At 74.0% G+C, this 26390-nt stretch carries 25 protein-coding genes and 1 tRNA gene; 20 read left to right on the forward strand and 6 right to left on the reverse strand.

Translation table 11 applies throughout. The annotated features are described in order from the left end of the window. Window positions 1-120: 120 nt before the first annotated feature. From G5C62_RS07505 to G5C62_RS07515, 3 genes are read right to left on the reverse strand one after another with little or no spacing between them, the layout of a single operon-like run. Window positions 121-930 (reverse strand): ankyrin repeat domain-containing protein, encoded by an 810-nt coding sequence (locus G5C62_RS07505; protein WP_164700522.1) that lies wholly within the window; start codon window positions 928-930, stop codon window positions 121-123. A gap of 41 nt (window positions 931-971) precedes the next feature. Next, window positions 972-1739: an ABC transporter permease gene (locus G5C62_RS07510; protein ID WP_164700523.1), complete on the reverse strand. Its 768-nt coding sequence runs from the start codon at window positions 1737-1739 to the stop codon at window positions 972-974. After that, window positions 1739-2656 carry an ABC transporter ATP-binding protein gene (locus G5C62_RS07515; RefSeq protein WP_036340558.1) on the reverse strand — a complete coding sequence of 306 codons (918 nt, stop codon included), beginning with the start codon at window positions 2654-2656 and terminating at the stop codon, window positions 1739-1741. The genes G5C62_RS07510 and G5C62_RS07515 overlap by 1 nt, the downstream gene beginning before the upstream one ends. Before the next feature lie 372 nt (window positions 2657-3028). On the opposite strand from G5C62_RS07515, the gene G5C62_RS07520 reads away from it, so the two are divergent. Next, on the forward strand, window positions 3029-4090 hold the full coding sequence (locus G5C62_RS07520; protein WP_241175769.1) for an adenylate/guanylate cyclase domain-containing protein: 1062 nt from the start codon (window positions 3029-3031) through the stop codon (window positions 4088-4090). Window positions 4091-4150: 60 nt separating this feature from the next. Continuing rightward, complete coding sequence (locus G5C62_RS07525) at window positions 4151-5788, forward strand: ABC-F family ATP-binding cassette domain-containing protein (RefSeq protein ID WP_164700524.1); 1638 nt, start codon at window positions 4151-4153, stop codon at window positions 5786-5788. Between the two features lie 78 nt (window positions 5789-5866). On the opposite strand, the gene G5C62_RS07530 is transcribed toward G5C62_RS07525, so the two are convergent. The 3 genes from G5C62_RS07530 to G5C62_RS07540 all read right to left on the reverse strand — a co-directional run bounded on the left by G5C62_RS07530 (window position 5867) and on the right by G5C62_RS07540 (window position 7604). Further along, a tRNA-Arg gene (locus G5C62_RS07530) sits at window positions 5867-5938 on the reverse strand. 120 nt (window positions 5939-6058) lie between these two features. Further along, window positions 6059-6757 carry a DUF305 domain-containing protein gene (locus G5C62_RS07535; RefSeq protein ID WP_164700525.1) on the reverse strand — a complete coding sequence of 233 codons (699 nt, stop codon included), beginning with the start codon at window positions 6755-6757 and terminating at the stop codon, window positions 6059-6061. A gap of 49 nt (window positions 6758-6806) precedes the next feature. Further along, the gene (locus tag G5C62_RS07540; RefSeq protein ID WP_164700526.1) at window positions 6807-7604 is read right to left on the reverse strand and encodes a DUF3105 domain-containing protein; all 798 of its coding nucleotides are present in this window, start codon (window positions 7602-7604) and stop codon (window positions 6807-6809) included. Between the two features lie 211 nt (window positions 7605-7815). Here G5C62_RS07540 and argS point away from each other — a divergent pair, with 211 nt between their 5' ends. From argS to G5C62_RS07630, 18 genes are all read left to right on the forward strand, one after another. After that, a complete protein-coding gene (gene argS, locus G5C62_RS07545; RefSeq protein ID WP_036340208.1) occupies window positions 7816-9477 on the forward strand; it encodes an arginine--tRNA ligase in 1662 nt (553 codons plus the stop codon). Next, a complete protein-coding gene (gene lysA, locus G5C62_RS07550; RefSeq protein ID WP_036340205.1) occupies window positions 9474-10967 on the forward strand; it encodes a diaminopimelate decarboxylase in 1494 nt (497 codons plus the stop codon). The genes argS and lysA overlap by 4 nt, the downstream gene beginning before the upstream one ends. Continuing rightward, window positions 10964-12259: a homoserine dehydrogenase gene (locus G5C62_RS07555; protein ID WP_164700527.1), complete on the forward strand. Its 1296-nt coding sequence runs from the start codon at window positions 10964-10966 to the stop codon at window positions 12257-12259. The genes lysA and G5C62_RS07555 overlap by 4 nt, the downstream gene beginning before the upstream one ends. Before the next feature lie 37 nt (window positions 12260-12296). After that, the gene (gene thrC / locus G5C62_RS07560; RefSeq protein ID WP_164700528.1) at window positions 12297-13388 is read left to right on the forward strand and encodes a threonine synthase; all 1092 of its coding nucleotides are present in this window, start codon (window positions 12297-12299) and stop codon (window positions 13386-13388) included. Then, window positions 13389-14369, forward strand: a complete 981-nt coding sequence (thrB, locus tag G5C62_RS07565) for a homoserine kinase (protein ID WP_164700529.1) — start codon at window positions 13389-13391, stop codon at window positions 14367-14369. Window positions 14370-14604: 235 nt separating this feature from the next. Further along, a complete protein-coding gene (gene rho, locus G5C62_RS07570; protein WP_164700530.1) occupies window positions 14605-17016 on the forward strand; it encodes a transcription termination factor Rho in 2412 nt (803 codons plus the stop codon). Between the two features lie 168 nt (window positions 17017-17184). Continuing rightward, window positions 17185-17415 (forward strand): 50S ribosomal protein L31, encoded by a 231-nt coding sequence (rpmE, locus tag G5C62_RS07575; protein WP_164700531.1) that lies wholly within the window; start codon window positions 17185-17187, stop codon window positions 17413-17415. A gap of 109 nt (window positions 17416-17524) precedes the next feature. Continuing rightward, window positions 17525-18604, forward strand: a complete 1080-nt coding sequence (prfA, locus tag G5C62_RS07580; protein WP_036340194.1) for a peptide chain release factor 1 — start codon at window positions 17525-17527, stop codon at window positions 18602-18604. A 26-nt stretch (window positions 18605-18630) separates the two neighbouring features. After that, window positions 18631-19482, forward strand: a complete 852-nt coding sequence (gene prmC / locus G5C62_RS07585; protein ID WP_164700539.1) for a peptide chain release factor N(5)-glutamine methyltransferase — start codon at window positions 18631-18633, stop codon at window positions 19480-19482. Window positions 19483-19496: 14 nt separating this feature from the next. Next, complete coding sequence (locus G5C62_RS07590) at window positions 19497-20138, forward strand: L-threonylcarbamoyladenylate synthase (protein ID WP_036340189.1); 642 nt, start codon at window positions 19497-19499, stop codon at window positions 20136-20138. A gap of 190 nt (window positions 20139-20328) precedes the next feature. Continuing rightward, window positions 20329-21636, forward strand: coding sequence for a serine hydroxymethyltransferase (glyA, locus tag G5C62_RS07595; protein ID WP_164700532.1), 1308 nt, complete (start codon window positions 20329-20331; stop codon window positions 21634-21636). Between the two features lie 3 nt (window positions 21637-21639). Then, on the forward strand, window positions 21640-22890 hold the full coding sequence (locus tag G5C62_RS07600; RefSeq protein WP_164700533.1) for a glycosyltransferase family 4 protein: 1251 nt from the start codon (window positions 21640-21642) through the stop codon (window positions 22888-22890). Further along, window positions 22887-23357 carry a hypothetical protein gene (locus G5C62_RS07605; RefSeq protein ID WP_164700534.1) on the forward strand — a complete coding sequence of 157 codons (471 nt, stop codon included), beginning with the start codon at window positions 22887-22889 and terminating at the stop codon, window positions 23355-23357. Before G5C62_RS07600 ends, G5C62_RS07605 begins: the two co-directional genes overlap by 4 nt. A gap of 92 nt (window positions 23358-23449) precedes the next feature. After that, window positions 23450-23695 carry an AtpZ/AtpI family protein gene (locus G5C62_RS07610; RefSeq protein ID WP_231558512.1) on the forward strand — a complete coding sequence of 82 codons (246 nt, stop codon included), beginning with the start codon at window positions 23450-23452 and terminating at the stop codon, window positions 23693-23695. Then, a complete protein-coding gene (atpB, locus tag G5C62_RS07615; RefSeq protein WP_036340177.1) occupies window positions 23692-24519 on the forward strand; it encodes a F0F1 ATP synthase subunit A in 828 nt (275 codons plus the stop codon). Before G5C62_RS07610 ends, atpB begins: the two co-directional genes overlap by 4 nt. Window positions 24520-24631: 112 nt before the next feature. After that, window positions 24632-24862: an ATP synthase F0 subunit C gene (gene atpE, locus G5C62_RS07620; RefSeq protein ID WP_014377627.1), complete on the forward strand. Its 231-nt coding sequence runs from the start codon at window positions 24632-24634 to the stop codon at window positions 24860-24862. Between the two features lie 55 nt (window positions 24863-24917). After that, window positions 24918-25526: a F0F1 ATP synthase subunit B gene (locus G5C62_RS07625; RefSeq protein WP_036340174.1), complete on the forward strand. Its 609-nt coding sequence runs from the start codon at window positions 24918-24920 to the stop codon at window positions 25524-25526. After that, window positions 25526-26356 (forward strand): F0F1 ATP synthase subunit delta, encoded by an 831-nt coding sequence (locus tag G5C62_RS07630; RefSeq protein WP_164700536.1) that lies wholly within the window; start codon window positions 25526-25528, stop codon window positions 26354-26356. Before G5C62_RS07625 ends, G5C62_RS07630 begins: the two co-directional genes overlap by 1 nt. Window positions 26357-26390: the final 34 nt, after the last annotated feature.

Consider the following 26390-nt stretch of genomic DNA (forward strand, 5'->3'; position numbering starts at 1 on the left):
CGCCCCCGATCCGGGGGTGCAGCGCTCCTGCGTGAGATGCCGCACGTGTCCCGGGTCACTGCGGCCGTCCGGCCGGGGAGAACCGGCACCGTGCGGTCCGATCCGCCGCCGGGCGTGGCGTCATCCGCTCGCGCCGGCGGTGACCAGCATCTCGGCGAGCGAGTCGGCCACCGGCGGGTCCCCGGCGGCCTCGGCGCGCTGCCGTGCGGCCGCCACCCGGGCGATGTCCAGGGCGGAGGCGCCGTCGTGGGTGGTGGCGTCCACGTCGGCCCCGGCGTCGAGCAGCAGCCGCACCACCGCCTGGACATCGCCACCTGAGGCGGCGCCGGCGACGGCGGCGTGCAGGGGGGTGCGGCCGGTGACCGGGTCACGGACGTCGGCGTCCGCGCCCGCCGCGAGCAGCGCCTGGACGACCGCCGGCGCAGCCCCGGCGGCCGCGGCGTGCAGCGCCCGGCCGGGCGCCGCGCCGCGGTCCAGCAGCACCTGGACCGTGCCGGGTCGGCCACCGGCCGCCGCCCAGCTCAGCAGGTCGGTGTCGGTGGCCGGGTCGGTGAGCGGGACGCCGTCGTCCAGCGCCCGGGACAGCGTCTCGACCTCGCCCAGGAACGCCGCGGAGGCGGCGTCGACGGGCGCACCCGCCTCGCGGAGCACCTCCACCAGGGCCGGCGCGTGCACCAGGGCCAGGTGCAGGGGTGTGCGGCCGTCCTCGGTCCGGGCGGTCGGGTCGGCCCCGGCCTCGACCAGGGCGGCGACCATCGGGGCCTGCCCGGCGAGCACGGCCAGGTGCAGCGCGGTCCAGCCGTCCGCGCCGTCCCGCTCGAGGGTGGCCGACAACAGGTGCGGCTGCTCCTGCACGGCCGCGCGGACGGCACCGAGCTCGCCGTCGGTGACCAGTCGGCCGAGCCGCTGGACGGTCATCCGACTCGTCACGCAGCGACCTCCGTCGTCGTCGGGTCCCGGTGGGTGCGCACTCAGGCCACGTCCCGGCGGACGGCCAGCAGCGTGCCGAGCAGCGCGGCGACCAGGCCGTAGCCCAGCAGCAGGAGGGCGCCCTGCCACTGCTGGAGCAGGTCCGGGCCCTCGAAGGTCGCCGTCATCGCCTCCAGCGCGCCACCGGGCAGCCACTTGTAGGCCCCCGAGGTCGCCGGGATGCTGCGCAGCAGCGGTTCCACGACGAAGAGGTAGATCAGTGCGGCGACGATGGCGCCGACCTGGTTCTTCAGCAGCGCGCCCAGGCCCACCCCGATCACCGTGTAGATGACCAGCGCGAGACCGGCGAAGGCGAGCACCTCGAGGTTGTCGCCGCTCAGCTCCGGGGCGCCACCTCGAGCGTTGCCGTAGACCAGCACCACCGCCACGGTCACGGCGCAGACGATGACCGCGTAGGGGATCGCCACCAGGGCGTAGGCCAGCAGCTTGGCGATCACCACCCGGCCCCGCTGCGGGGTGGCGAGGAAGGTCGGCGTCGCGGTGCGGTGCCGGTACTCCTGGGTGATCCCGATGATCCCGAGGACCACCGAGATCACCGTCGCGTTCGTGGCGAGGGAGAAGGCCAGCTGGCCGTACGCGGGGGAGTCCAGCGGCGGCAACCCGCTGTCCGGGTTGCCGGCGAAGGCGGTGAACAGCGCCGCGAAGGCGCCGGACAGCACGCAGGCGCCGATCAGCAGCCCGATCCACACCCGGGTGGTGAAGAGCTTCGTCCACTCCGCGCGGACCAGTCGTGCCACGACGGTGCCCATCAGACGGCTCCCTGCTCGGCGGGGACGGCGGCGTACTGCTCCGAGCCGGCGGTGAGCCGGAAGTACACCTCTTCCAGCCCGCTGGTGCGCGACCGCAGCTCGTGCAGCTCGATCCCGCCGGCGAACGCCCGCCGGCCGATCTCGTCGGTGCTCAGCCCGGTGACCGTCAGCCCGTCGGAGGTCGCGTCGGTCGGGGCCACCGTCGTCCCGTCGGCGCGCAGCAGGTCGGCCAGCGCGGTGGTCTGCGGACTGCGCACCAGCACGCTGCCGGCGCTGCCGGAGCGCAGCTCGGCCAGCGTCCCCTGGCGGACGAGCTTGCCGGCGCCGACGATCACCACCCGGTCGGCGGTCTGCTCGACCTCGGACAGCAGGTGGCTGGAGACCAGCACGGTGCGGCCCTGGTCGTGGGCCAGGTGGCGGAGGAACCCGCGCAGCCACTGGATGCCCTCCGGGTCCAGGCCGTTGGCCGGCTCGTCGAGCACCAACACGGCCGGGTCCCCCAGCAGTGCCGTGGCCAGCCCGAGGCGCTGGCGCATGCCCAGGGAGTAGCCCCCGGCCCGGCGTCGGCCGGCGGTGCCGAGCCCGACCAGGCCGAGCACCTCGTCGGCGCGGCCGACCGGCAGGCCGGTCGCGCGGCAGTACACCCGCAGGTGGTCGCGACCGCTGCGCGCCGGGTGGAACGCCGTCTCCAGCACCGCGCCGACCTGGCGCATCGGCTCGGGCAGCCCCGGGTAGCCGACGCCGTTGAACGTGGTCGTCCCGGTGTCGGGCGTGATCAGGCCCAGTGCCATCCGCAGCGTGGTGGTCTTCCCCGCGCCGTTGGGCCCCAGGAAACCGGTCACCTGCCCGGGTTCGACGGTGAAGCTCAGGTCGTCGACCGCGCGCACCTTGCCGAACGTCTTCGTGAGGCCGTTCACCTCGACCCTGACGGGGTCGACGGCGGCCGATCTGCCGCTGCTGATCTCGTCCTCCTCGTTCCGCCGGCGGGTCCGGCGACGGGGCCATCCAAGCGCACCGGCGCCCTCCGACGCGAGGACTCCGGCGGCGGGAGGTGGCACCCGATCGGTCGTGGGTTCGGTAGGTTCCGCCCGGGTGGGCGAGCTCGCACACCGACGGATGTCCCAGCAGTGCCGTGCACGCGGCCGACGAACGCCCGCCGAGGAGGTCCGGTGACCGTCTCTCGCAGCACCAGCGGCCGGCCGGCCGCTGCACACCGCGCGGGCTGAGCGCTGCCGACGTCCGAACCGGGTCCCGCCGACGGTCCCGATCCGCGTGAGTCCCTGGAGCGGTTGCTGCTCGAGGGGCCACGCCGGTACACCCGCCGGCAGGTGGCCGAGCTGGCCGGCATGCCACCCGAGCGCACGCAGCGACTGTGGCGTGCGCTGGGCTTCGCCGACGTCCCCGAGGGCGACCCGGCGTTCACCGACGCCGACGTCACCGCCCTGGCCCGGCTGTCGGCGCTGATCGACTCGGGCTTCGTCGAGCCCGGCGCGGAGGCGTCCATCGCCCGCGCCATGGGGCAGTCGCTGTCCCGGCTGGCCGACTGGCAGACCGACATGCTGGCCACCCTGCTCGCCGCCCCCGGCGGCCCGCCGGAGGACCGCGCGGCGGTGGAGGCCGACGCCGTCCGGTCCACCGAGCGGCTGCTGCCGCTCATGCGCGAGCTGCAGGACTACGTCTGGCGGCGGCACCTGGCCGCCAACGCCGGGCGGCTGTTCCTCGCCACCCCGGGGGCCGGGGACCGGCGGGAGCTGGCGGTCGGCTTCGCCGACCTGGTCGGCTACACCTCGCGCAGCCGCGGCATGGGCGGGCGGGAGCTGGGCGCGATGGTCGAGGACTTCGAGGGGCTGGCCGCCGACGTCATCGCCCGGTTCCGCGGCCGGGTGGTGAAGACGGTCGGGGACGGCGTGCTGTTCACCTGCGCCGACCCGGTGGACGCCGTGGAGATCGCGCTGCTGCTGCCCGACGAGTGGACCGCCGCGGACCGTCCACCGCTGCGGGTGGGTGCTGCCCACGGGGCGGTGCTCACCCGGCTCGGGGACGTGTACTCCCCGGTGGTCAACCTGGCCAGCCGGCTCACCTCGCTCGCCCGGCCCTCGACCGTGCTGGTCGACGAGCAGCTGGCGCGGGAGCTGCGCGGTGTCCGGGAGTACCGGGTCCGGCCGCTGCGCCGGGTGTCGGTGCGCGGCTACGACAACCTGCGCCCCTGGCTGGTCCGCCGGCGCGGCGCGGGCGACGAGGCGCCGGGGGTGGCCGCGTTCGAGGAGCTGCTCGACGAGATCGCCGACGACGTCCTCGCGCTCCCCGAGGACGAGGATCCGCCCGGCGGCGCCGGCCCCTTCGCCGACTGACCCCGGTCCGCGCCGGGGCCGCTCACCGGGCGTCCGGCCGGCGGACGGCACCATGGGCGGGTGTCCGCCACGCTGCTCGCCCGTGGACTGGCCGCCGGTCACGGCGCCCGGGTCCTGTTCGCCGACCTCGACCTGGTCGTCGCCCCCGGCGACGTGGTCGGCCTGGTCGGGGTGAACGGCGCGGGCAAGTCCACCCTGTTGCAGACCCTGGCCGGGGTGCTGCCGGCCGAGTCGGGGGAGATCGCGCTCAGCCCGCCGTCGGCGACGGTCGGCTACCTCCCGCAGGAGACCGACCGGCGGCCGGGGGAGACCGTGCTCGACCTGCTGGCCCGGCGGACCGGGGTCGCCGCCGCCGAGCGGGTCATGGAGGAGGCCACCGAGGGGCTCACCGCGGGTGCCCCGGGCGCCGACGACCGGTACGGCGACGCGCTGGAGCGCTGGCTGGCCCTCGGCGGCGCCGACCTGGCCGAGCGCGCCGAGGCGGTGGTCGCCTCGGTGGCTCCCGGTGTGGCACTGGACGCGGCGACGGTCGGGCTCTCCGGCGGGCAGGCCGCCCGGGTGGGGCTGGCGTCGCTGCTGCTCAGCCGGTACGACGTCCTGCTGCTCGACGAGCCCACCAACGACCTCGACCTGGCCGGGCTGGAGCAGCTGGAGCGCTTCGTCGCCGGCCTGCGCACCGGCGTGGTGCTGGTCAGCCACGACCGCGAGTTCCTCGCCCGCACCGTCACCCGGGTGGTGGAGCTGGACCTGGCCCAGCAGTTGGTGCGGGTGCACGACGGCGGCTACGAGGCCTACCTGGTCGAGCGGGAGGTGGCCCGTCGGCACGCCCGCGAGGAGTTCGAGGAGTTCGCCGACACCAAGGCCTCGCTGGAGTCCCGGGCGCGGATGCAGCGCAACTGGATGGCCAAGGGCGTCCGCGACTCGATCAAGAAGTCCAAGGACGGCGACAAGCACATCAAGGCGGCCAACCGGTCCTCGTCGGAGAAGCAGGCCGCCAAGGCCAAGCAGACCGAGCGGCGGATCGAGCGACTCGAGGTGGTCGAGGAGCCGCGCAAGGAGTGGGAGTTGCGGATGGAGATCGCGGCGGCTCCGCGGGCCGGCGCCGTGGTCGCCACGCTCCGTGGCGCCGTCGTCCGACGTGGCGGGTTCACCCTCGGGCCGGTGGACCTGCAGGTCGACTGGGGTGACCGGGTGGCGATCACCGGGGCCAACGGGTCGGGGAAGAGCACCCTGCTCGCCGCGCTGCTGGGCCGGTTGCCGCTGGACGAGGGGGCGGCGGCGCTCGGCTCGGGCGTGCGACTGGGCGAGGTGGACCAGGTCCGGGGCAGCTTCCTGGGGGACGAACCTCTGGCTGCGGCGTTCGGGGCCGAGGTGCCCGACCTGCCCGATGCCGAGGTGCGCACGCTGCTGGCCAAGTTCGGGCTGCGCGCCGACCACGTGGTGCGGCCGGCCGGCACCCTGTCGCCGGGGGAGCGGACCCGCGCGGCGCTGGCGCTGCTGCAGGCCCGCGGGGTCAACGTGCTGGTGCTCGACGAGCCGACCAACCACCTGGACCTGCCGGCGATCGAGCAGCTGGAGCAGGCGCTCGCCGACTACACCGGCACGTTGCTGCTGGTCACCCACGATCGCCGGATGCTCGAGGCGGTCCGCACCACCCGGCGGTTCGCGGTGGCCGACGGCCGGGTCCAGCAGGGCTGACCGGGCCGGGAACGACGCCGCCCGCCCGGGACGAGGTGTCCTGGGCGGGCGGGGAGTCGCGGTGCGAGCTGGGCTGTGTGCCCCCGGCAGGATTCGAACCTGCGCCCCTGCCTCCGGAGGGCAGTGCTCTATCCCCTGAGCTACGGGGGCTCGTCCGCGTGTCGTGCTGTCCTGCGATCGTGCTGCGCTCTGCTCCCGCTCGGCGCCCGTGGCACGTTACCAGCCCACGGATGCGTCACCGGCAGGGGCCCCGCGGCCGCGGCGACCGGGTCAGGGTGCCGGCAGGGGCTCCCCGCCACGCGCCCGGAGCATCGCCGCCATGGTGGCCGTCTCGGCGTCCTGGGTCTCCGCTATCGACCGGGCCAGCCGCTCCACGACGTCGACGTCGGAGTGCTCCCGGCCGTACTCGGCCATGGCCAGCCCGCCCTGGTGGTGCCGGATCATCAGCTGCAGGAACATCCGGTCGAACGCCGTCCCGGACAGCGAGCGCAGCTCGGCGAGCTCCGCCTCGGTCGCCATCCCCGGCATCAGCGCCGCGCCGTCCGCCTCGTGTCCGGCCATGTCGTGTCCGGCCATCTCCCCGTCGGACATCCAGGCCATGGTCTCCCCGCCGTTGAACGGCAGGTCCCACAGCGACAGCCAGCCCTGCATCCGGCCCAGCTGGTTGGTCTGGGTGGCCGAGATGTCGAAGGCCAGCTGGCGGATCTCCGGGTCCTCGGTCTCGGTGAGCGCCAGGTTCGCCATCTCCACCGCCTGCAGGTGGTGCCGGGACATGTCCCGGGAGAACCCGGCGGCCACCGAGTCGGTGGTGGGCTGCTCGTCGCGCCCCACGCCCAGTGCCACGGCCAGCCCCCCGCCGGCCACCAGCAACCCGAGGGCGATCACCGCAACCAGGACGCCGGTCAGCCAGCCCCGCGGCCGGCCGGAGCTCGTCGCTCCACGGCCGTCCTCGTTCGCGGGATCGGTCATCGGGTCCTCTCCGGTGGTGCGGCGGGTGGCGTGACGGGCGGGAGGTGGGTCAGGGCGCCGAGGTGGTCTCCGCCGCCGGGGTCGACGTCGTCGGCGCGTCGGTGACCATGGCGTCGGCGCCCCGGCTGTTGCCGTCCTCCACCAGCGGGTCGGTGATGAAGAGCGGGTTCTCGCAGCTGGCCCCGACCTCGGGGTAGAAGTCGGCGTTGTAGGTCATGAAGTCGGCGTACTGCTGCACCCGGACGTCGTCGGCGGAGTCGACGGCGAGCTGGTGGTTCCACGACTGCAGGCTGATCGGCGTGCCCAGCCCGGCGTAGGGCGAGAGCATGAGCCCCGACGTGCCCTCGACCAGCTCCTCGAGCGTGGCGAGGTCGCCGTCGGCGATGAGGTCGGGGTCGTAGGTGATCCAGGTGGCGCCGTGCTCCATGGAGTGGACGGCGTTCTCGTGCCGGATGTCCACGTCGTAGACGGTGCCGGTGCAGTCGGCCCACTCACCGTCGTGCGGCCCACCGACCGGCGGGGTCTCGGTGTAGCTCACCGGCGTGGTGACGTGCTCCTGGCCGGCGGCGTACTCGAAGGTCTCCAGGCCGCTGATCTGGCTGGCCTCGGTGACCCGGTTCGCGTTCGACTCGTTCACCTGGACGACGGCGTAGCTGATGATCGCCGCGGCGAAGACGACCACCGCGACGGCGGCGGCGATCAGGCCCCACGGCTTCTGCTGGGTGACCACGGTGGTCGGCGGGCGCGTGCGCCCCCGGCCGCCGGAGCCCTTGCCGGGCACCCGTGACCCCCCACGGGAAGCGCCGCCGGTCGCGCGGCCGTTCTCGGGCTTGGGGTCCTTGGCCACTGCCGCTCCTCGCTCGCTGTGCGTCGTGGGCCGCGCTGTCTCGCGAGCAGCGCATGCCCTCGTCCGGCCCAGGCTGCTCCCGTCCGGCGGGTGCGAGTCTAGGTCGCGGAGCTGTGCGGTCCCTGGCCGTCGGTGGCCCGGCGGAGGTGTCGCGGCGCACAGCCCGGCGGGCAGGTCGGAACGGGGATGCCCGGCTCCGTACGATCGAACGGTGACACCCGAGCAGCTCAGCGACGTCGTCCGGTCCGCAGTCGCGGCGGCCGTGGAGCGCGGCGTGCTCTCCGTCGCCGTCCCCGACGAGGTCGTGATCGAACGGCCGAAGAACCCCGAGCACGGTGACTACGCCACCAACGTGGCGCTCCGGCTGGCCAAGGCCGCCGGGCGCCCGCCGCGTGAGGTCGCCGAGGTGCTGGCCGCCGAACTGCGCGGTGTCGAGGGCGTTTCGGCGGTCGACGTCGCCGGGCCCGGCTTCCTCAACGTCACCCTGGCCAAGGACGCGCTGGGGCAGATCGCCGTCCGGGTGGTCGCCGCGGGCGAGGCCTACGGGCGCACCGAGGTGCTGGCCGGGCAGCGGCTGAACCTGGAGTTCGTCTCGGCCAACCCGACCGGCCCGGTGCACATCGGCGGCACCCGGTGGGCCGCCGTCGGCGACGCCCTCGGCCGGTTGCTGACGGCCAGCGGCGCGCAGGTGACCCGGGAGTACTACTTCAACGACGCCGGCGCGCAGATCGACCGGTTCGCGCTCAGCCTGCTGGCGGCGGCGCACGGGCGGCCGGTGCCGGAGGACGGCTACGCCGGCGACTACATCGGTGAGATCGCCGCCCAGGTGGTGGCGGCCGAGCCCGGCGTGCTCGAGCTGCCCGAGGCGGAGCAGCAGGAGCGGTTCCGGGTGCTCGGCGTCGACCTGATGTTCGCCGAGATCAAGCGGACGCTGGCCGACTTCGGCGTCGTCTTCGACGTGTACTTCAGCGAGCGCACGCTGCACGAGACCGGTGCGCTGGAGAAGGCGGTGGCCCGGCTGCGGGAGCAGGGGCACGTCTTCGAGGCCGACGGCGCCGTCTGGCTCCGGACGACGACCTTCGGGGACGACAAGGACCGGGTGCTGGTCAAGAGCGACGGCGAGACGACCTACTTCGCCGCCGACTGCGCCTACTACCTGGACAAGCGCGAGCGCGGCTTCGACAAGGTCGTGATCATGCTCGGCGCCGACCACCACGGCTACATCGGCCGGTACAAGGCGCTGGTCGCCGCACTCGGCGACGACCCGGACGTCAACCTGGAGATCCTGATCGGCCAGCTGGTGAACCTCGTCCGCGACGGGGAGCCGCTGCGGATGAGCAAGCGGGCCGGCACGGTGGTGCTGCTGGAGGACCTGGTGGCCGCCGTCGGGGCCGACGCGGCCCGGTACGCCCTCGCCCGGGCCTCGGTCGACCAGCAGATCGACCTGGACCTGGACCTGTGGAGCCGGCAGACCAACGACAACCCGGTCTTCTACGTCCAGTACGCCCACGCCCGGATCTCCTCGCTGTTGCGCGGCGCCGCCGACCTCGGCCTGCCGCTGGGTGAGGCCGGCGACGTGGACACCGCGGCGCTGGCGCACCAGCGGGAGGGCGACCTGCTGCGGGCGCTGGGGGAGTTCCCCCGGGTGATCGCCTCGGCCGCGGAGCTGCGGGCCCCGCACCGGGTGGCCCGCTACCTGGAGGAGCTGGCCGGCACCTACCACCGGTTCTACGACTCCTGCCGGGTGCTGCCGCGCGGTGACGAGGAGGCCACCCCGGTGACCACGGCCCGGTTGTGGCTCTGCGCGGCGACCGCGACGGTGCTGCGCAACGGCCTGGCCGTCCTCGGCGTCTCCGCCCCGGAGCGGATGTGAGGGCGCACCCGGCCGGTCCGCTGCACGGCAACATCGCCCCGCCCCCGGCGGCCGGCCCGGCACCGGCGGACCTCGGCGTGCTGGACCCGCAGGTCTGGCCGCGGTCGGCCCGGCGGGTCGACGGCGAGCTGGAGCTGGGTGGCCGCCGGGTGACCGACCTGGCCCGCGCGCACGGCACGCCGCTGTTCGTGCTGGACGAGGGCGACTTCCGCGGCCGCGCCGCCGACTTCGCCGACGCCTTCACCGACGCCGACGTGCACTACGCCTCCAAGGCGTTCCTCTGCGGCCAGGTGGCCCGCTGGATCGCCGACGACGGCCTGCACCTGGACGCCTGCAGCGGCAACGAGCTCGCGGTGGCGCTGGCCGCCGGCTTCCCGGCCGAGCGGATCGCGCTGCACGGCAACAACAAGTCGCTGGTCGAGCTGCAGCTCGCGGTCGACGCCGGGATCGGCCACGTGGTGCTCGACTCCTTCGACGAGATCGACCGGCTGGTGCCGCTTGGGGAGGCCCGGGTGGCCGCCGGCGGCGCGCCGGTGTCGGTGCTGATCCGGTCGACCGTGGGCATCGAGGCGCACACCCACGAGTTCATCGCCACGGCCCACGAGGACCAGAAGTTCGGCTTCTCGCTGGCCACCGGCGACGCGCTCACGGCGGCGGTCCGGGTGATCCGGGAGCCGGGCCTGCACCTGGCCGGGCTGCACAGCCACATCGGCTCGCAGATCTTCGACACGGCCGGCTTCGAGGCCGCCGCGCACCGGGTCGTCGGCCTGCTCGGCCAGGTCCACCAGGCCACCGGTGAGGTGCTCGGCGAGCTCAACCTCGGCGGCGGGTTCGGCATCGCCTACCTCGCCGAGGACGACCCGGTCACCCCCGAGGACGTCGCGGTGAAGCTGCGGTCGGTCATCGCCGCCGAGTGCGCCGCCCTGGGTCTGCCGGTGCCCCGGCTGGCCGTCGAGCCGGGCCGGGCGATCGCCGGACCGGGCACCGTCACGCTGTACGAGATCGGCACGATCAAGCCCGTGCGGCTCGGGGCCAGTGGCGCGCCGGGCACCCCGCTGGTGCGCAACTACGTGTCCGTCGACGGCGGGATGAGCGACAACATCCGCACCGCCCTCTACGACGCCAGCTACACCTGCGTGCTGGCCAACCGCAGCTCCGACGCCCCGCCGGCGCTCTGCCGGGTGGTCGGCAAGCACTGCGAGAGCGGCGACGTGCTGGTCCGCGACCTGTGGCTGCCCTCGGACGTCCAGCCCGGTGACCTGCTGGCGGTCGCCGCCACCGGCGCCTACTGCTGGTCGATGGCGAGCAACTACAACTACCTGTTGAAGCCGCCGGTGGTCGCCGTGCGGGACGGGGTGGCGACCGAGATCGTGCGGCGTCAGACACTGTCCGACGTGTTCGCCCTCGATGCCGTCCTCGCCGACGTGCCCGCCCCCAGCCCGGCGATCGACCAGCCGGCGCCCGAGCACGCCGCAGGAGCCCAGTCGTGAGCGATTCCCTGAAGGTGGCCCTGCTGGGCTGCGGCACCGTGGGCAGCGCCGTCCTGCGGCTGCTGTCCGAGCAGGCCGATGACCTGACCGCCCGGATCGGGCGGCGGGTGGAGGTCGCCGGGGTCGCCGTCCGCCGTCCCGACCGGCACCCCGAGGTGCCCGCCGAGCTGCTGACCACCGACGCCGAGGAGCTGGTCACCCGGCCCGACGTCGACCTGGTGGTCGAGGTGATCGGCGGCATCGAGCCCGCCCGCACGCTGCTGCTGGCCGCCATCGGCGCCGGGAAGTCGGTGGTCAGCGCCAACAAGGCACTGCTGGCCGAGGACGGCGTCGCGCTGCACGCCGCCGCCGCCGAGGCCGGCGTCGACCTCTACTACGAGGCCGCGGTGGCCGGGGCGATCCCGCTGCTGCGCCCGCTGCGCGAGTCGCTGGCCGGTGACCAGCTCCGGCGGGTGGTCGGCATCGTCAACGGGACGACGAACTACATCCTGTCCCGGATGGTCGAGACCGGGGCCGGCTTCGGCGAGGCGCTGGCCGAGGCGACCGAGGCCGGGTTCGCCGAGGCCGACCCGACTGCGGACGTGGACGGCTTCGACGCCGCCGCCAAGGCCGCGATCCTGGCCTCGCTGGCGTTCCACTCCCCGGTCACCGCCGCCGACGTGTACCGCGAGGGCATCTCCGCGGTCTCTGCGACCGACGTCGCCCGGGCCGCCGAGATCGGCTGCACGGTGAAGCTGCTGGCGATCTGCGAGCGGGTCGCGGGCAGTGACGGCGCCGACGACTCCGTCGCCGTCCGGGTGCACCCGGCGATGATCCCGACCACCCACCCGCTGGCGGCGGTGGGCGGGGCGTTCAACGCCGTCTTCGTCGAGGCGGAGGCGGCCGGTGAGCTGATGTTCTACGGCCAGGGCGCCGGCGGGCAGCCGACCGCGAGCGCGGTGCTCGGCGACCTGGTCGCGGTGGCCCGCAACCGGGTGGCCGGCGTCGCCGGTCCGGGGACGACGGGGTACGCCGGTCTGACCGTGCGGCCGATGGCCGACACCCCCACCCGGTACCACGTCAGCCTCGACGTCGCCGACAAGCCCGGGGTGCTGGCGACCGTCGCGCACGAGTTCGCCGCGCAGGGCGTCAGCATCGCCACCGTCCGTCAGGACGGGCACGGCGATGCCGCCACGCTGGTGATCGTGACCCACCAGGCCCCGGACGCGGCCCTGGCCACGACCGTGGCCCGGCTGCGGGAGATGTCGGCCGTGCGGGGCGTGACCAGCGTGCTGCGGGTGGAGGGGCTGTGAGCGGAGTGTTCCGCGGAGGCGAACGGGTGATGTGGTCATGAGCGCTGGACTCCCGACGGGGCTGCGCGCTCCCGTCTCGCCGTACTGGCCGGGGCTGATCGAGGCCTACCGGCACCGGCTGCCGGTGGGCCCCGCGACCCCGGTGGTCACGCTGCAGGAGGGCGCCACCCCGCTGCTGCCGGCACCGGAGCTGTCCCGCCGCACCGGCTGCGAGGTCTGGCTGAAGGTCGAGGGCGCCAACCCCACCGGGTCGTTCAAGGACCGCGGCATGACCATGGCCATCTCCAAGGCCGTGGAGGAGGGCGCGCAGGCGGTGATCTGTGCGTCCACCGGCAACACCAGCGCGAGTGCCGCGGCCTACGCCGCCCGGGCAGGCCTGGTCTGTGCGGTGCTCGTGCCGCAGGGGAAGATCGCGACCGGCAAGCTCGCCCAGGCGCTGGTGCACGGGGCGAAGCTGCTGCAGGTCGAGGGCAACTTCGACGACTGCCTGACCCTGGCCAGCAAGCTGGCGATCGACTACCCGGTCAGCCTGGTCAACAGCGTCAACCAGTACCGCATCGAGGGCCAGAAGACGGCGTCGTTCGAGATCGTCGACGTGCTGGGCGACGCCCCGGACGTGCACTGCCTGCCGGTCGGCAACGCCGGCAACATCACCGCCTACTGGCAGGGCTACCGCGAGTACGCCGCTGACGGCCCGGCCACGCGCACCCCGAAGATGTGGGGCTTCCAGGCCGCCGGCGCCGCGCCCATCGTCACCGGCCGGGTGGTCGACCGGCCCGAGACCATCGCCACCGCCATCCGGATCGGCAACCCGGCGTCCTGGACGAAGGCGCTGGACGCCCGGGACGCCTCGGGTGGCCGGATCGACGCGGTGACCGACCGGGCGATCCTCGCCGCCTACCGGCTGCTGGCCCGCAGCGAGGCGGTCTTCGTCGAGCCCGCCTCGGCCGCGTCGGTGGCCGGTCTGCTGCAGGTGGCCGAGGCCGGTGGACTCGAGCCGGGGCAGCGGGTGGTCTGCACGGTCACCGGCAACGGCCTCAAGGACCCCGAGTGGGCGATCTCCGGTGCGCCGGCACCGGTCACCATCCCGGTCGACGCGGCCGCCGCCGCGGCGCAGCTGGGGCTCTGAGTGGAGCAGCCCGCCGCGGTCCGGATCCGCGTCCCGGCGACGAGTGCGAACCTCGGTCCGGCCTACGACTGTGCCGGGTTGGCGCTGTCCTGCTGGGACTCCATCGACATCGCCGTCACCGACGGTGGGCTGACCGTCGAGGTGGCGGGTGCCGGCGCCGGTGAGCTGCCGACCGACGAGTCGCACCTGGTGGTGCGCGCGTTCCGGGCCGCCTCCGCCGAGCTGGGGTGGACACCGGCCGGCCTGCGGTTGTCCGCGCGCAACACCATCCCGCAGGGCCGGGGGATGGGCTCCTCCGCCGCGGCGGTGACCGCCGGGGTCCTGGCGGCGTGGGCGCTGTGCCCCGACGTCGCCGAGGTCGACGCCGAGGCCGTGCTGCGGCTGTGCTCGGAGCTGGAGGGCCACCCGGACAACGTCGCCCCGTGCCTGCTCGGTGGGGCGACGCTGTCCTGGACGACGCCCTCCGGCGCACGCGCCGCGCGGCTGGCCGTCGACCCGCGGATCGCCCCGGTGCTCTTCGTCCCGGCCACCACGCTGGCCACGCACCTGGCCCGGGGGCTGCTGCCCGAGACGGTGCCGCACGCCGACGCCGCACACGCCGCCGGTCGCTCCGCACTCCTGGTGCACGCGCTCACCCGCGACCCGGCCCTGCTCCTCGAGGGCACCGAGGACCGGCTGCACCAGGCGCAACGGGCGCCGGCCATGCCCGAGAGCGCCACCCTGCTGGCCCGACTGCGTGCCGACGGGCACGCCGCCGTCGTCTCCGGCGCCGGTCCGTGCGTGCTGGCGCTGGCGGTGCTCGGTCCCGACGAGGACGCCGGTGCGCTGGATGCTGCCGTGCAGGTGAGGGCCCTGCGGGAGGCGACGCCGGCGGGCTGGGAGTGCCGGCCACTGCCCGTCGACCCCACCGGCGCGGTCGTCACCCCGCTGTCCGGTGATCACGATGCGGTATCGTCCGGGGCGCCTGGAACACACCCGTGACGGACTGTGTTGAAAGGTGTGTCGGCCTGTGTCTAGGCTGACGACGTAGCCGCCTCCGGGCGAGCCTCACGCGGGGCGTTGCAGACGGTCGACCCGTCGCCGCTGAACCCCTCGCACTCCACAGACCCGCGTCATCCCGATCGATCCGACGAGTCCAGCACTTGGCTCTCGCGTTCCGGGGCCGGGTCACCTCCTGCGCTGGTAGGCGCAGGTCACCGCAGGGAAGGACCTGTACGTGAGCGAGAGCACCGACCTCATCGACGGCGAGCGCGACGCCGCCCCGTCCGACGAGGCAGCTGCCGGCAGCGGGACGGCTCCCCGTTCGCGCCGCCGTGGCAGCGGACTGTCCGGCATGCTGCTGCCCGAACTGCAGCGCCTGGCCGGCGAACTGGGCATCCCCGGCACCGGCAAGATGCGCAAGAGCGACCTCGTCGCCGCGATCTCCGAGCGGCAGGTGGGCGCCGGCTCCGCCGCCGAACCCGCCTCCTCCGCCGGTGCGCCGGCCAGCGCCCCGAGCGTGCCCGCTCCCCGCGCCGACGAGACCAGCACCGCTCCGGCCGCGCCCCTGGAGGCCCCGGTCAGCGGCGGTGCGAACGGCGGTCCGACGACCGTCCCCAGCACCGACGCCGCTCCCACCGACGTCCCTCCCACCGACGTCCCTCCCGCCGACGCCGCTCCCGCCGACACGGCCCCCGCGGGTCGTCGCCGCCGCGGGGCCAGCCGTCCGGCCGGGGCGCCCGCCGTCGACTCCCCGGTCACCGCTCCCGCCGCCCCGGTCGCCGCAGACGACACCGCGGAGCCGGCCACGGTCGAGGCGGCCGAGCCGGCCCAGTCCGACACCCGCCCCGACGGTGACCGGCCGCAGCGCAGCCGCAACCGGGACCGCGCCGAGCGCGCGCCCCGGGAAGCCGGCGAGCGCGAGGAGCGGGGCAACCGGGACTCCGGCAACCGCGACTCCGCCACCCGCGACGCCGCCACCCGCGACTCCGCCGCCCGCGAGGAGCGGGGGAGCCGCGACTCCGGCGAGCGCGAGGACCGCAACCGCGACTCCGGCACCCGCGAGGAGCGGAGCAGCCGTGAGGACCGCAACCGGGACTCCGCCGGCCGGGACGAGCGGGGCAGCCGCGAGGGTGCCGACCGTGACGGGGAGCAGCGCGGCGGACGCAACCGCAACGACGGCGAGTCCGGTCGTCCCGGTCGCAACAACCGGGACGCCAACCGCAGCGACGGCCCCGGCAACCGCAGCGACGGCCCCGGCAACCGCAGCGACGGCCCCGGCAACCGCAGCGACGGCCCCGGCAACCGGAACGACGGCCCCGGCAACCGCGGCGACGCGGGCGCCAACCGCAACGACGGCCGCAACGACACCCGGAACGACGAGGACGACGACGACTTCGAGGGCGGCCGCGGTCGCCGTGGTCGTCGGTACCGCGACCGCAACCGGCGCGGCGGCAGCGCCGGTGGGCGCGAGCGCTTCGACCAGGGCGAGCCCACCGTCAGCGAGGACGACGTCCTCCTCCCGGTGGCGGGCATCCTGGACGTGCTGGACAGCTACGCGTTCGTCCGCACGTCGGGGTACCTGACCGGCCCGAACGACGTCTACGTCTCGCTGTCCCAGGTCCGTCGCTACGGCCTGCGCCGCGGCGACGCCATCACCGGCGCCGTCCGTCAGCCCCGTGAGGGCGAGAAGAAGGACAAGTACAACGCGCTGGTGCGGCTGGACTCGGTCAACGGCCTGGACCCGGAGCAGGCGCGCAACCGCCCCGAGTTCACCAAGCTGACCCCGCTCTACCCGCAGGACCGCCTGCGGCTGGAGACCGAGTCGCACCTGATGACGACCCGGCTCATCGACCTCGTCATGCCGATCGGCAAGGGCCAGCGGGCGCTGATCGTCAGCCCGCCGAAGGCCGGCAAGACGATGGTGCTGCAGTCGATCGCCAACGCGATCACGACCAACAACCCCGAGGTCCACCTCATGGTGGTGCTGGTCGACGAGCGGCCCGAAGAGGTCACCGACATGCAGCGCTCGGTGAAGGGCGAGGTCATCGCCTCGACCTTCGACCGGCCGCCGGCCGACCACACCACGGTCGCCGAGCTGTCGATCGAGCGGGCCAAGCGCCTGGTCGAGATGGGCCACGACGTCGTCGTCCTGCTGGACTCGATCACCCGGCTGGGTCGGGCCTACAACCTGGCGGCCCCCGCCAGCGGGCGCATCCTCTCCGGTGGCGTCGACTCCACGGCGCTCTACCCGCCCAAGCGCTTCCTCGGTGCGGCCCGCAACATCGAGAACGGCGGCTCGCTGACGATCATCGCCTCGGCGCTGGTCGAGACCGGCTCCACGATGGACACGGTCATCTTCGAGGAGTTCAAGGGCACCGGGAACGCCGAGATCAAGCTGGACCGGCGGCTGGCCGACAAGCGGGTCTTCCCGGCGGTCGACGTGAACGCCTCGGGCACCCGCAAGGAGGAGATCCTCCTCTCGCCCGACGAGCTGGCGATCATCATCAAGCTGCGCCGGGTGCTGTCGGCCCTGGAGCCCCAGCAGGCCCTGGAGCTGCTGCTCGACCGGATGCGCAAGACGCGCAACAACATCGAGTTCCTGATGCAGGTCCAGAAGACGACGCTGGGCGTGAACGAGAAGGACTGACGAAGGCCCCCTGCGCCCCGTCGCGAGCCAGCTCGCGACGGGGTCCGGCAGGGGGGCCGTACACTGGGCGATCGAGCCTCCGCCGTCAGGGGTCGCCCAGTTCCCCGACGGTGTCATGACCAGCAGACAGACCAGCAGACCACGAGACCAGAGAGAGGGTGTACCGGCATGAAGGCCGACATCCACCCGCAGTACCACGTCACCGAGGTGACCTGTGGTTGCGGTAACACGTTCACCACCCGCAGCACCTCGCCGTCCGGTCAGCTGACCGTCGAGGTCTGCTCGGCGTGCCACCCCTTCTACACCGGCAAGCAGAAGATCCTGGACACCGGTGGCCGCGTCGCCCGCTTCGAGAAGCGGTTCGGCAAGCGCACTGCCGGCACCCCCGCTGACAAGTAGCACCCCCGACGGCGCCCGCGCCGCCCTGCACCAGGGCGGCGCGGGCGCCGTCGTCATGTCCGCACCACCTGCCCGCGGCCTGTCGGGACCGAAGACCAGAGGAGTGCCCGTGAGCAGCAGCACCGGAGCCGGCAGCGACCGGCTCGCCGGCCTGCTCGCCGAGCACCGCGAGCTCGAGGCCGAGCTCGCCGACCCGGCGGTGCACGGCGATGCCGCCCGGGCCCGCCGGCTGGGGCGGCGGTACGCCCAGCTCGCCCCGGTCGTGGAGACCGCGCGCCTGCTCGACGCCGCGACGGACGACCTCGCCGCCGCCCGCGAGCTCGCCGGGGAGGACGCCTCCTTCGCCGCGGAGGCCGACGAGCTGACGGGGCGCGTCGGGGAGCTGACCGGCCGGCTCACCGAGCTGCTGCTGCCCAAGGACCCCGACGACGACAAGGACGTCATCCTCGAGATCAAGGCCGGGGAGGGCGGGGCGGAGTCGGCGCTGTTCGCCGGTGACCTGCTGCGGATGTACCTGCGCTACGCCGAGCGGCGCGGCTGGGCGACCGAGGTCCTGGACGCCGTCCCGGCGGAGCTGGGCGGGTACAAGGACGTCGCCGTGGCGATCAAGTCACGCACCGACGAGGGCATCTTCGCCCGGCTGAAGTTCGAGGCCGGGGTGCACCGCGTCCAGCGGGTCCCGGTCACCGAGTCCCAGGGCCGGATCCACACCTCGGCGGCCGGGGTGCTCGTGCTCCCCGAGGCCGAGGAGGTCGACGTCAGCGTCGACCCGAACGAGCTGCGGATCGACGTCTTCCGCTCCTCCGGGCCCGGCGGGCAGAGCGTCAACACCACCGACTCCGCGGTGCGGATCACGCACCTGCCCTCCGGGATCGTGGTGAGCTCGCAGAACGAGAAGAGCCAGCTGCAGAACCGTGAGTCCGCCCTGCGGGTGCTGCGTTCCCGGCTGCTCGCCGCCGCGCGGGAGGAGGCCGCCGCCACCGCGTCGGACCAGCGGCGCAGCCAGGTGCGGACGGTCGACCGCAGCGAGCGGGTGCGCACCTACAACTTCGCGGAGAACCGCATCGCCGACCACCGGGTCGGCTTCAAGGCGCACAACCTCGACCAGGTGCTGGACGGCGACCTCGACCCGGTCCTGGACGCGCTGACCGCGGCCGCGACCGCCGAGCTGCTGGCGGTCGGCTCCTGAGCGCCACCCCGTCGGCCGGCCGGGCGCTGCTCGGCGACGCCGTCCGGCGGCTCGCCGCGGCCGGCGTGGAGTCGCCCCGGGTGGACGCGGAGCTGCTGCTGGCCGCCGTCCTCGGGGTCACGCGCACGGCGCTGCTGACCCTCGGCGAGGTCCCCGGCGAGCAGGCAGCCCGGTACGCCGCCCTGGTCGAGGAGCGCGCCGCCCGGGTCCCGCTGCAGCACCTCACCGGGACCGCACCCTTCCGGCACCTCGAGCTGTCGGTCGGTCCCGGGGTCTTCGTGCCCCGCCCGGAGACCGAGCTCCTCGCCGGCTGGGTGCTGACCAGGATCGCCGGGCTGGCCGCGCCCACCGTCGTCGACCTGGGAGCGGGCTCCGGTGCGATCGCGCTCTCGGTGGCCAACGAGCACCCCGGCGCCCGGGTCGTGGCCGTCGAGCGGGACGCCGCGGCGATCGAGTGGACCCGGCACAACGCCGCGGCCCGCGCCGCTGCCGGTGACACCCCCGTCGAGGTGCTGGCCGGCGACATGACCGACCCGGCGCTGCTGTCCGAGCTGGACGGCGCCGTGGACGTCGTCGTCTCCAACCCGCCCTACGTGCCCGACGGTGCCCGGTTGCCCCGGGAGGTCACCGAGCACGACCCGCCGCTGGCGCTGTGGGGCGGGCCGGACGGGCTCGACGTCGTCCGCGGGATGCTGGGCACCGCCGCCCGCCTGCTGCGCCGCGGCGGCTGGCTGGGCATCGAGCACGCCGATCAGCAGGGGAGTGCGCTGCCGGCGCTGGTCCGGGCCCACGGCCGGTGGGCCGACGTCGCCGACCACCGTGACCTCGCCGACCGGCCGCGCTACACGACCGCCCGGTCGTCCGCGCGGGGGCAGTGACAGACTCCCGAGCCGTGGCCGACGTCTTCGACTGCAGTGACCCCGACCAGCGCGAGGCAGGGCTGACCGCTGCCGCCATGGCGCTGTCCCGTGGTGAGCTCGTCCTGCTCCCGACCGACACCGTCTACGGGGTGGCCGCCGACGCCTTCACCCCGGGCGCCGTCACCCGGCTGCTGGCGGCCAAGAACCGGGGCCGCAACATGCCCGTCCCGGTGCTGGTGGGGGAGGCGTCCACGCTGGCCGGGCTGGTCGTCACCGTGCCCCAGGTCGCCCACGAGCTGGCCGCGGCCTTCTGGCCCGGGGGCCTGACCCTGGTGGTGGAGCACGCACCGTCGCTGGCGTGGGACCTCGGGGACGCCGAGGGGACGGTCGCCGTCCGGCTGCCGGACGACGACGTCACCCGGGACCTGCTGCGCCGCACCGGCCCGCTGGCGGTCTCCAGCGCCAACCGCTCCGGCCGCCCGGCCGGCACGACCGCGGCGGAGGCGGCCTACCAGCTGGGCGAGCACGCGGCGGTGGTCCTGGACGGGGGACCGCGCACCGGATCGGCGCCCAGCACGATCGTCGACTGCACGGCCCCCACCCCCCGGGTGCTGCGCCTGGGGGTCATCGGGCTGGAGCAGCTGCGCGAGGTCGTCCCCGACATCACCGACTGACCGGCGCCCTCCGGGGCCGCACCGCGTCCGACGGCCGTCCCGGGCGACTCACCGCACGAGGATCGGCGGCCGGCCGCGGTGCGATGCGGAGCATCGCCAGGCCACAGCGATACCGTGGTGCGACAGCCGCGCGCCCCTCATCGACGAGTGCACGCGGGCACCCGCACCGAGCAGCAGGAGTGCACCCGCGATGAGCACCCCGGCCACCACCCCCTACTGGGGCCCGGACTTCGACGCCCTGGCCGACTTCGACCCGGAGATCTCCGGCGTCGTCCTCGACGAGCTCGACCGGCTGCGGGGCGGCCTGCAGCTGATCGCCAGCGAGAACTTCACCAGCCCCGCCGTCCTGGCCGCGCTGGGGAGCACGCTGTCGAACAAGTACGCCGAGGGCTACCCGGGGCGTCGGTACTACGGCGGCTGCGAGGTCGTCGACCGGGCCGAGGAGATCGGCATCGCCCGGGGCAAGGAGCTGTTCGGCGCAGAGCACGTCAACCTGCAGCCGCACTCCGGTGCCAGCGCGAACCTGGCGGCCTACGGCGCCTTCCTGCAGCCCGGCGACACGCTGCTGGGCATGGCGCTGCCGCACGGCGGGCACCTCACCCACGGCACCAAGGTCTCCTTCTCCGGCAAGTGGTTCAATGCCGTCCAGTACGGGGTCGACGCTGGTACCGAGCACATCGACTACGACCAGGTCCGTGACCTCGCCCGCGAGCACCGGCCCAAGCTGATCGTGGCCGGCGGCTCGGCGATCCCGCGGCTGATCGACTTCGCCGCCTTCCGGGAGATCGCCGACGAGGTCGGCGCGGTCTTCATGGTCGACGCGGCCCACTTCATCGGCCTGGTGGCCGGCAAGGCGATCCCCTCGCCGGTGCCCTACGCCGACGTCGTCACCTTCACCACACACAAGGTGCTGCGTGGCCCTCGTGGCGGGGCCATCGTCTGCAAGGCCGAGCACGCCAAGGCCATCGACAAGTCGGCCTTCCCGATGATGCAGGGCGGCCCGCTCATGCACGCCATCGCGGCCAAGGCGGTGAACCTCAAGGAGTGCCTGCAGCCCGAGTACCAGGCCTACGCCCGCCAGGTGATCACCAACGCCCAGGCGCTCACCGAGGGCCTGGCCGCCGAGGGCCTGCGGCCGGTCGCCGGTGGCACCGACACCCACCTGGCGCTGCTGGACCTGCGCGAGGTCACCGACACCGCCGGCGAGCCGGTCACCGGCAAGGTCGCCGAGGCCCGCTGCGACGCGGCCGGCATCGTGCTGAACAAGAACGCCATCCCCTTCGACCCGCAGCCGGCCTCGGTCGCCTCCGGGGTCCGGGTCGGCAGCCCCTCGGTCACCACCCAGGGCATGGTGGAGGACGACATGAAGTCGATCGCCTCGCTCATCGGCACCGCGATCCGGGACGCCGACGGCTCCCGGACGACCGAAGTCGCGGCCGGGGTGCGCGAGCTGGTCGGCGCCCACCCTGCCTACCCCGAGCCCACGCGCGTCGGCTGAGCCGTGCGCGAGTACGCCGTCGTCCTCCTCGCCGCGGCGCTGGTCACCTTCCTGGCCACGCCGGTGGTGCGGGTGGCGGCGGTCCGGTTCCGGGTGATGGCGGCGGTCCGTGACCGCGACGTGCACGTCATCCCGACCCCGCGGGGCGGGGGAGTGGCGATGTACCTGGGCGTCGCGGCCGGCGTCCTGGTCGCCTCGCAGCTGCCGTCGCTGCAGCGCAGCTTCGAGTTCAGCACCCAGACGATCGCCGTCCTGGTGGCCGGCGGGCTGATCTGCGCGCTGGGGGTGCTCGACGACCGGTTCGGCCTGGACGCGCTCACCAAGCTGACCGGTCAGATCGCCGCGGCCGGGGTCATGGTGCTGCTCGGCGTGCAGCTGGCCTACGTGTTCCTGCCGGTCGCCGACATCGGCACCCTCTCCCTGGGCCCGGACGTCGGGGTGCCGGCGACGATCCTGCTGACCGTCCTGACGGTCAACGCGCTGAACTTCATCGACGGGCTGGACGGGCTGGCGGCCGGGGTCTCGGCGATCGCCGCCCTGGCCTTCTTCGCCTACAGCTACCACCTGGGGCTGGTCGGCTTCGACGACGTCGCCAGCGCACCGGCGCTGATCACCGCCGTGCTGGCGGGAGCCTGTCTGGGCTTCCTGCCGCACAACTTCAGCCCGGCCCGGATCTTCATGGGCGACTCCGGCTCGATGCTGGTCGGGCTGATGCTGTCGGCCGCAGCAGTCTCGGCCACCGGGCAGACCGACTCCCAGACCCTCGGCTCGGCGGCCAGCCTGCTGCCCCTGACCCTGCCGCTGCTCGTGCCGATCGCGGTGCTCTTCATCCCGTTCATCGACCTGCTGATGGCCGTGGTGCGTCGCACCCGGCGGGGCCGGTCGCCGTTCAGCCCGGACAAGATGCACCTGCACCACCGGCTGCTGTCGATCGGCCACTCGCACCGCCGGGCGGTGCTGATCATGTACTTCTGGGCCGCGCTGCTCAGCTTCGGCGCCGTCGCCCTGTCCATCACCGGCGGCACCGTCGAGGTCCTGGTCATCGTGGGTGCGCTGCTGGTGGTGGGCGTGGTCGTGGTGCTGAGCCCACGCGCCCGCCGGGCGGCGATCGCGGCCCGTGAGGCCGAGCTCGCGGCGATGAAGGAGCGCAGCCGCGCCGCGCACCCCGCCAGCCGTGCCGTCCGGGACGGCGCCGGGGCGACGCGCCCCCCGACCCCTGTGGCGCCGTCCACCCCGGCCGGGGTGCGCCGATGAGCGGCGCCCGGGCGACCGGGGACGCACCCTGGGACCTGTCCTTCCTCCGGATCGGGCTGCTGGTCACCGCGGTGGTGACCGCGGTGGCTGCCCTCGCCGTCGGGATGGCCCTGAGCTGGCCAGATGCGCTGACCGTCGTCATCGGTGCGACCGTCGTGACGGCGTTCTTCTGCATCTCCGGACTGGTCGTCGCGTGGGCCGGCAAGGTGGACGACACCTGGACGATGCCGGCCGCGCTGGGCACGTTCGGGCTCAAGGCGCTGGTGCTCTTCCCGCTGCTGACCGGCCTGCCGGCCGACGGGTGGCCGGACCGGCAGGTGCTGGCCTGGACGGTGGTCGCCGGCGCGCTGCTGTGGAGCGGTGTGCAGCTGCGCTGGGTCTGGACCCGCCAGTTGTTCTACGTGCCACCGCCGACCCCACCGGGGGAGCAGCAGCATTCCCCGGAAAACCCGGCACCACCCGGCTGATAGTGTCCGAACCGATGGCCGAGGACACTCCCGAACCTGGGAACGCTCGACCACGACCTGCACGCGCAGCTCGTCAGCCCAGTGGGGCCGACATGGGCTGGGCGGTCACCGGGACGCTCCTGTCCGGGATGGCGGTGTGGGGCGGGGTCGGGTGGCTGATCGACCAGTGGCTGGACACGCGAGTGTTCTTCCCGGTCGGGATCATCCTCGGCGTGGCAGTGGCCATCTACGTGGTGGTCAAGACATACGGCGAACCCGACCCGGCCCCCGGGCGGGACGCCGGACACCCCCCGGGCGGACGACGGAGCCGGCCCAGGACGCAGAAGGGACAACGGTGACCTCCAGCGCCCACGCGCTCGGCGACGTGCTCGCTGTGGAGAGCGACCCCGGCGGCGGCTTCACGCCCCCGGGCATCGGTGAGTTCTACCCCGAGGTTCTGACCAGCTTCTCCGTGCTGGGTGTCGGCTTCGAGATCACCCGGATCACGATCATCGCCTGGGTGGCCACGCTGGCCATGATCGCCTTCCTGGTGGCCACGGTCCGCAAGCCGGAGATCGTCCCCGGCAAGATGCAGTTCATCGGCGAGACCGGCTACTCGTTCATCCGCGACGGGATCGCCCGGGACGTCGTCGGCCCCAAGGGCCTTCCGTTCGCCCCGTTCCTCGCCTCGCTGTTCTTCTTCATCCTGGCGAACAACCTGATGGCGATCATCCCCTTCGCCCAGATCTCGCCGATGTCGAAGTTCGCCTTTCCGCTGGTGCTGGCGCTCATCTGCTGGGTCGTCTACATCGTGGTCGGCATCAAGAACCAGGGGCTGTGGCCCTACTTCCGGGACATCATGTTCCTGCCCGGCGTGCCGAAGCCGATGTACCTGCTGATCACGCCGCTGGAACTGCTGCAGAACTTCATCGTGCGGCCGTTCACGCTGGCGATCCGGCTCTTCGCGAACATGTTCGCCGGCCACATGCTGCTGGTGACGTTCGCCCTCGGGGCCACCTACCTGCTGTCGGTCGGCAACTTCTCGGCCGTGTTCGGGCCGATCTCCGCGCTGATGGCGATCGTGATGACCTTCTTCGAGCTGCTGGTCATCTTCCTGCAGGCCTACGTCTTCACGATGCTGATGGGCACCTACCTCAACGGCTCCGTCGAAGCGGCCCACTGATCCGCACCACGGTGGCCCGCACGCCGGGCCGCTCCCATGAACTGCACCACCCGCAGGACCCCGCCAGCCGCCCGGTGACCGCCGGGCGACGACACAGGAGGAACACCCCGCAATGATCGAGGTACTCGCAGAGCTCGAGGGCAGCATCGGTTCGGTCGGCTACGGCATCGCCACGATCGGCCCCGGCATCGGTGTGGGCCTCGTCTGGGCCGCCTACATCCAGGCCACCGCACGTCAGCCCGAGTCGGCCGGCCTGACCCGTACCTACGCCTTCCTGGGCTTCGCCCTGGCCGAGGCGCTGGCACTGATCGGCTTCGTCGCCCCCCTCGTCTACGGCACCTGATCCGCACTCGTCGGACGAGTTCGGTCACTGACACCCAGACGAGGACGTTGAGAGCATGAGCATCCTGGCTGCGGAGAGCGCGAACCCGCTCCTCCCGCCCTTCGGCGAGATCATCGTCGGCCTGATCGCCTTCGCGGTCCTGCTGTTCGTGGTGGTCAAGTTCGTCGCGCCACGGTTCGAGCAGGTCTTCCAGGCCCGGCGCGCTGCGATCGAGGGCGGGATCGAGCGGGCCGAGGCCATGCAGGCCGAGGCCAAGGCGGCGCTGGAGCAGTACCGGGCCCAGCTCGCTGAAGCCCGCAACGAGGCCGCCCAGATCCGGGACTCCGCCCGGGCCGAGGGGCAGCAGATCATCGAGCAGCTGCGCGCCCAGGCCCAGGAGGAGTCGGCCCGGATCGTGGCCCGTGGCGAGGAGCAGCTCGCTGCTTCCCGTCAGCAGGTCGTGGCCGAGCTGCGTGGCCAGATCGGCAGCCTCGCCGTCGAGCTGGCCGGCCGGGTGGTCGGCGAGTCCCTGGCCGACGACGCCCGCCGCAGCGGGACCGTCGACCGGTTCCTCGACGAGCTGGACCAGATGGCCGCGAGCAACCCCGCCGGGAACGGCGCGGTGCAGCCGGCGGATGGCGCCAACACCGGCAGCTCGGTGTACGTCCCCGAGGGCAAGCGCTGATGCACGCCTCCAGCCGGGCCGCGATGGAGGAGTCGCGGGCGAGCCTCCAGGAGAAGTCCCAGGGGGCTCGCAGCCGCAACCACGGTGACGTCCTGCTCACCCTGGCCGACGAGCTCTTCGCGGTGGCGAACCTGCTGGACAGCCAGCCGTCGCTGCGACGCGCGCTGTCGGACGCCTCCGTGCGGCCCGACGACCGCGCCGGCCTGGCTCGGCGGCTGCTCTCCGGCCAGCTCGGCGCCGACACGATGTCGGTCGTCGAGACGGTCGCCCGGCAGCGCTGGTCCCGCCCGCGGGACCTCGTGGAGGCCACCGAGACCCTCGGCACCGAGGCGGCGCTGGACGCCGCCGACGCGCGTGGCGAGCTGGAGGGGGTCGAGGACGAGCTGTTCCGCTTCGGCCGCATCGTGGCCGGCGACGCCGACCTCGCCCGCATCCTGGGTGACCGGTCCGCGCCGCGGGAGGGCAAGACCGCCCTCCTCGACCGGCTGCTCTCCGGTCGGGTCAGTCCGGTGACCGAGCGGCTGGTGCGGAACGCACTGACCAGCTCGCACGTGCACAACCCGGAAAACGAGGTCGAGCGGCTCTCCACGATGGCCGCCCGGCGCCGGGGGCGCTCGGTCGCCCACGTGACCTCGGCCGTCCCGTTGACCGCCGTGCAGGAGCAGCGGCTCATCGACGTGCTCGGCCGGCTCTATGGGCGGACGATGGGCCTGCAGGTCCAAGTCGACCCCGACGTGCTCGGTGGCCTGGTCGTCCGGGTGGACGACGAGGTCATCAACGGCAGCATCGCTGCGCGACTCGAGGCCAGCGGCCGGCGGCTCGCCGGCTGAACCAGCTCGACCGGCACCGCCGCACCGCACCACC

The organism is Modestobacter sp. KNN46-3, assembly GCF_011039295.1.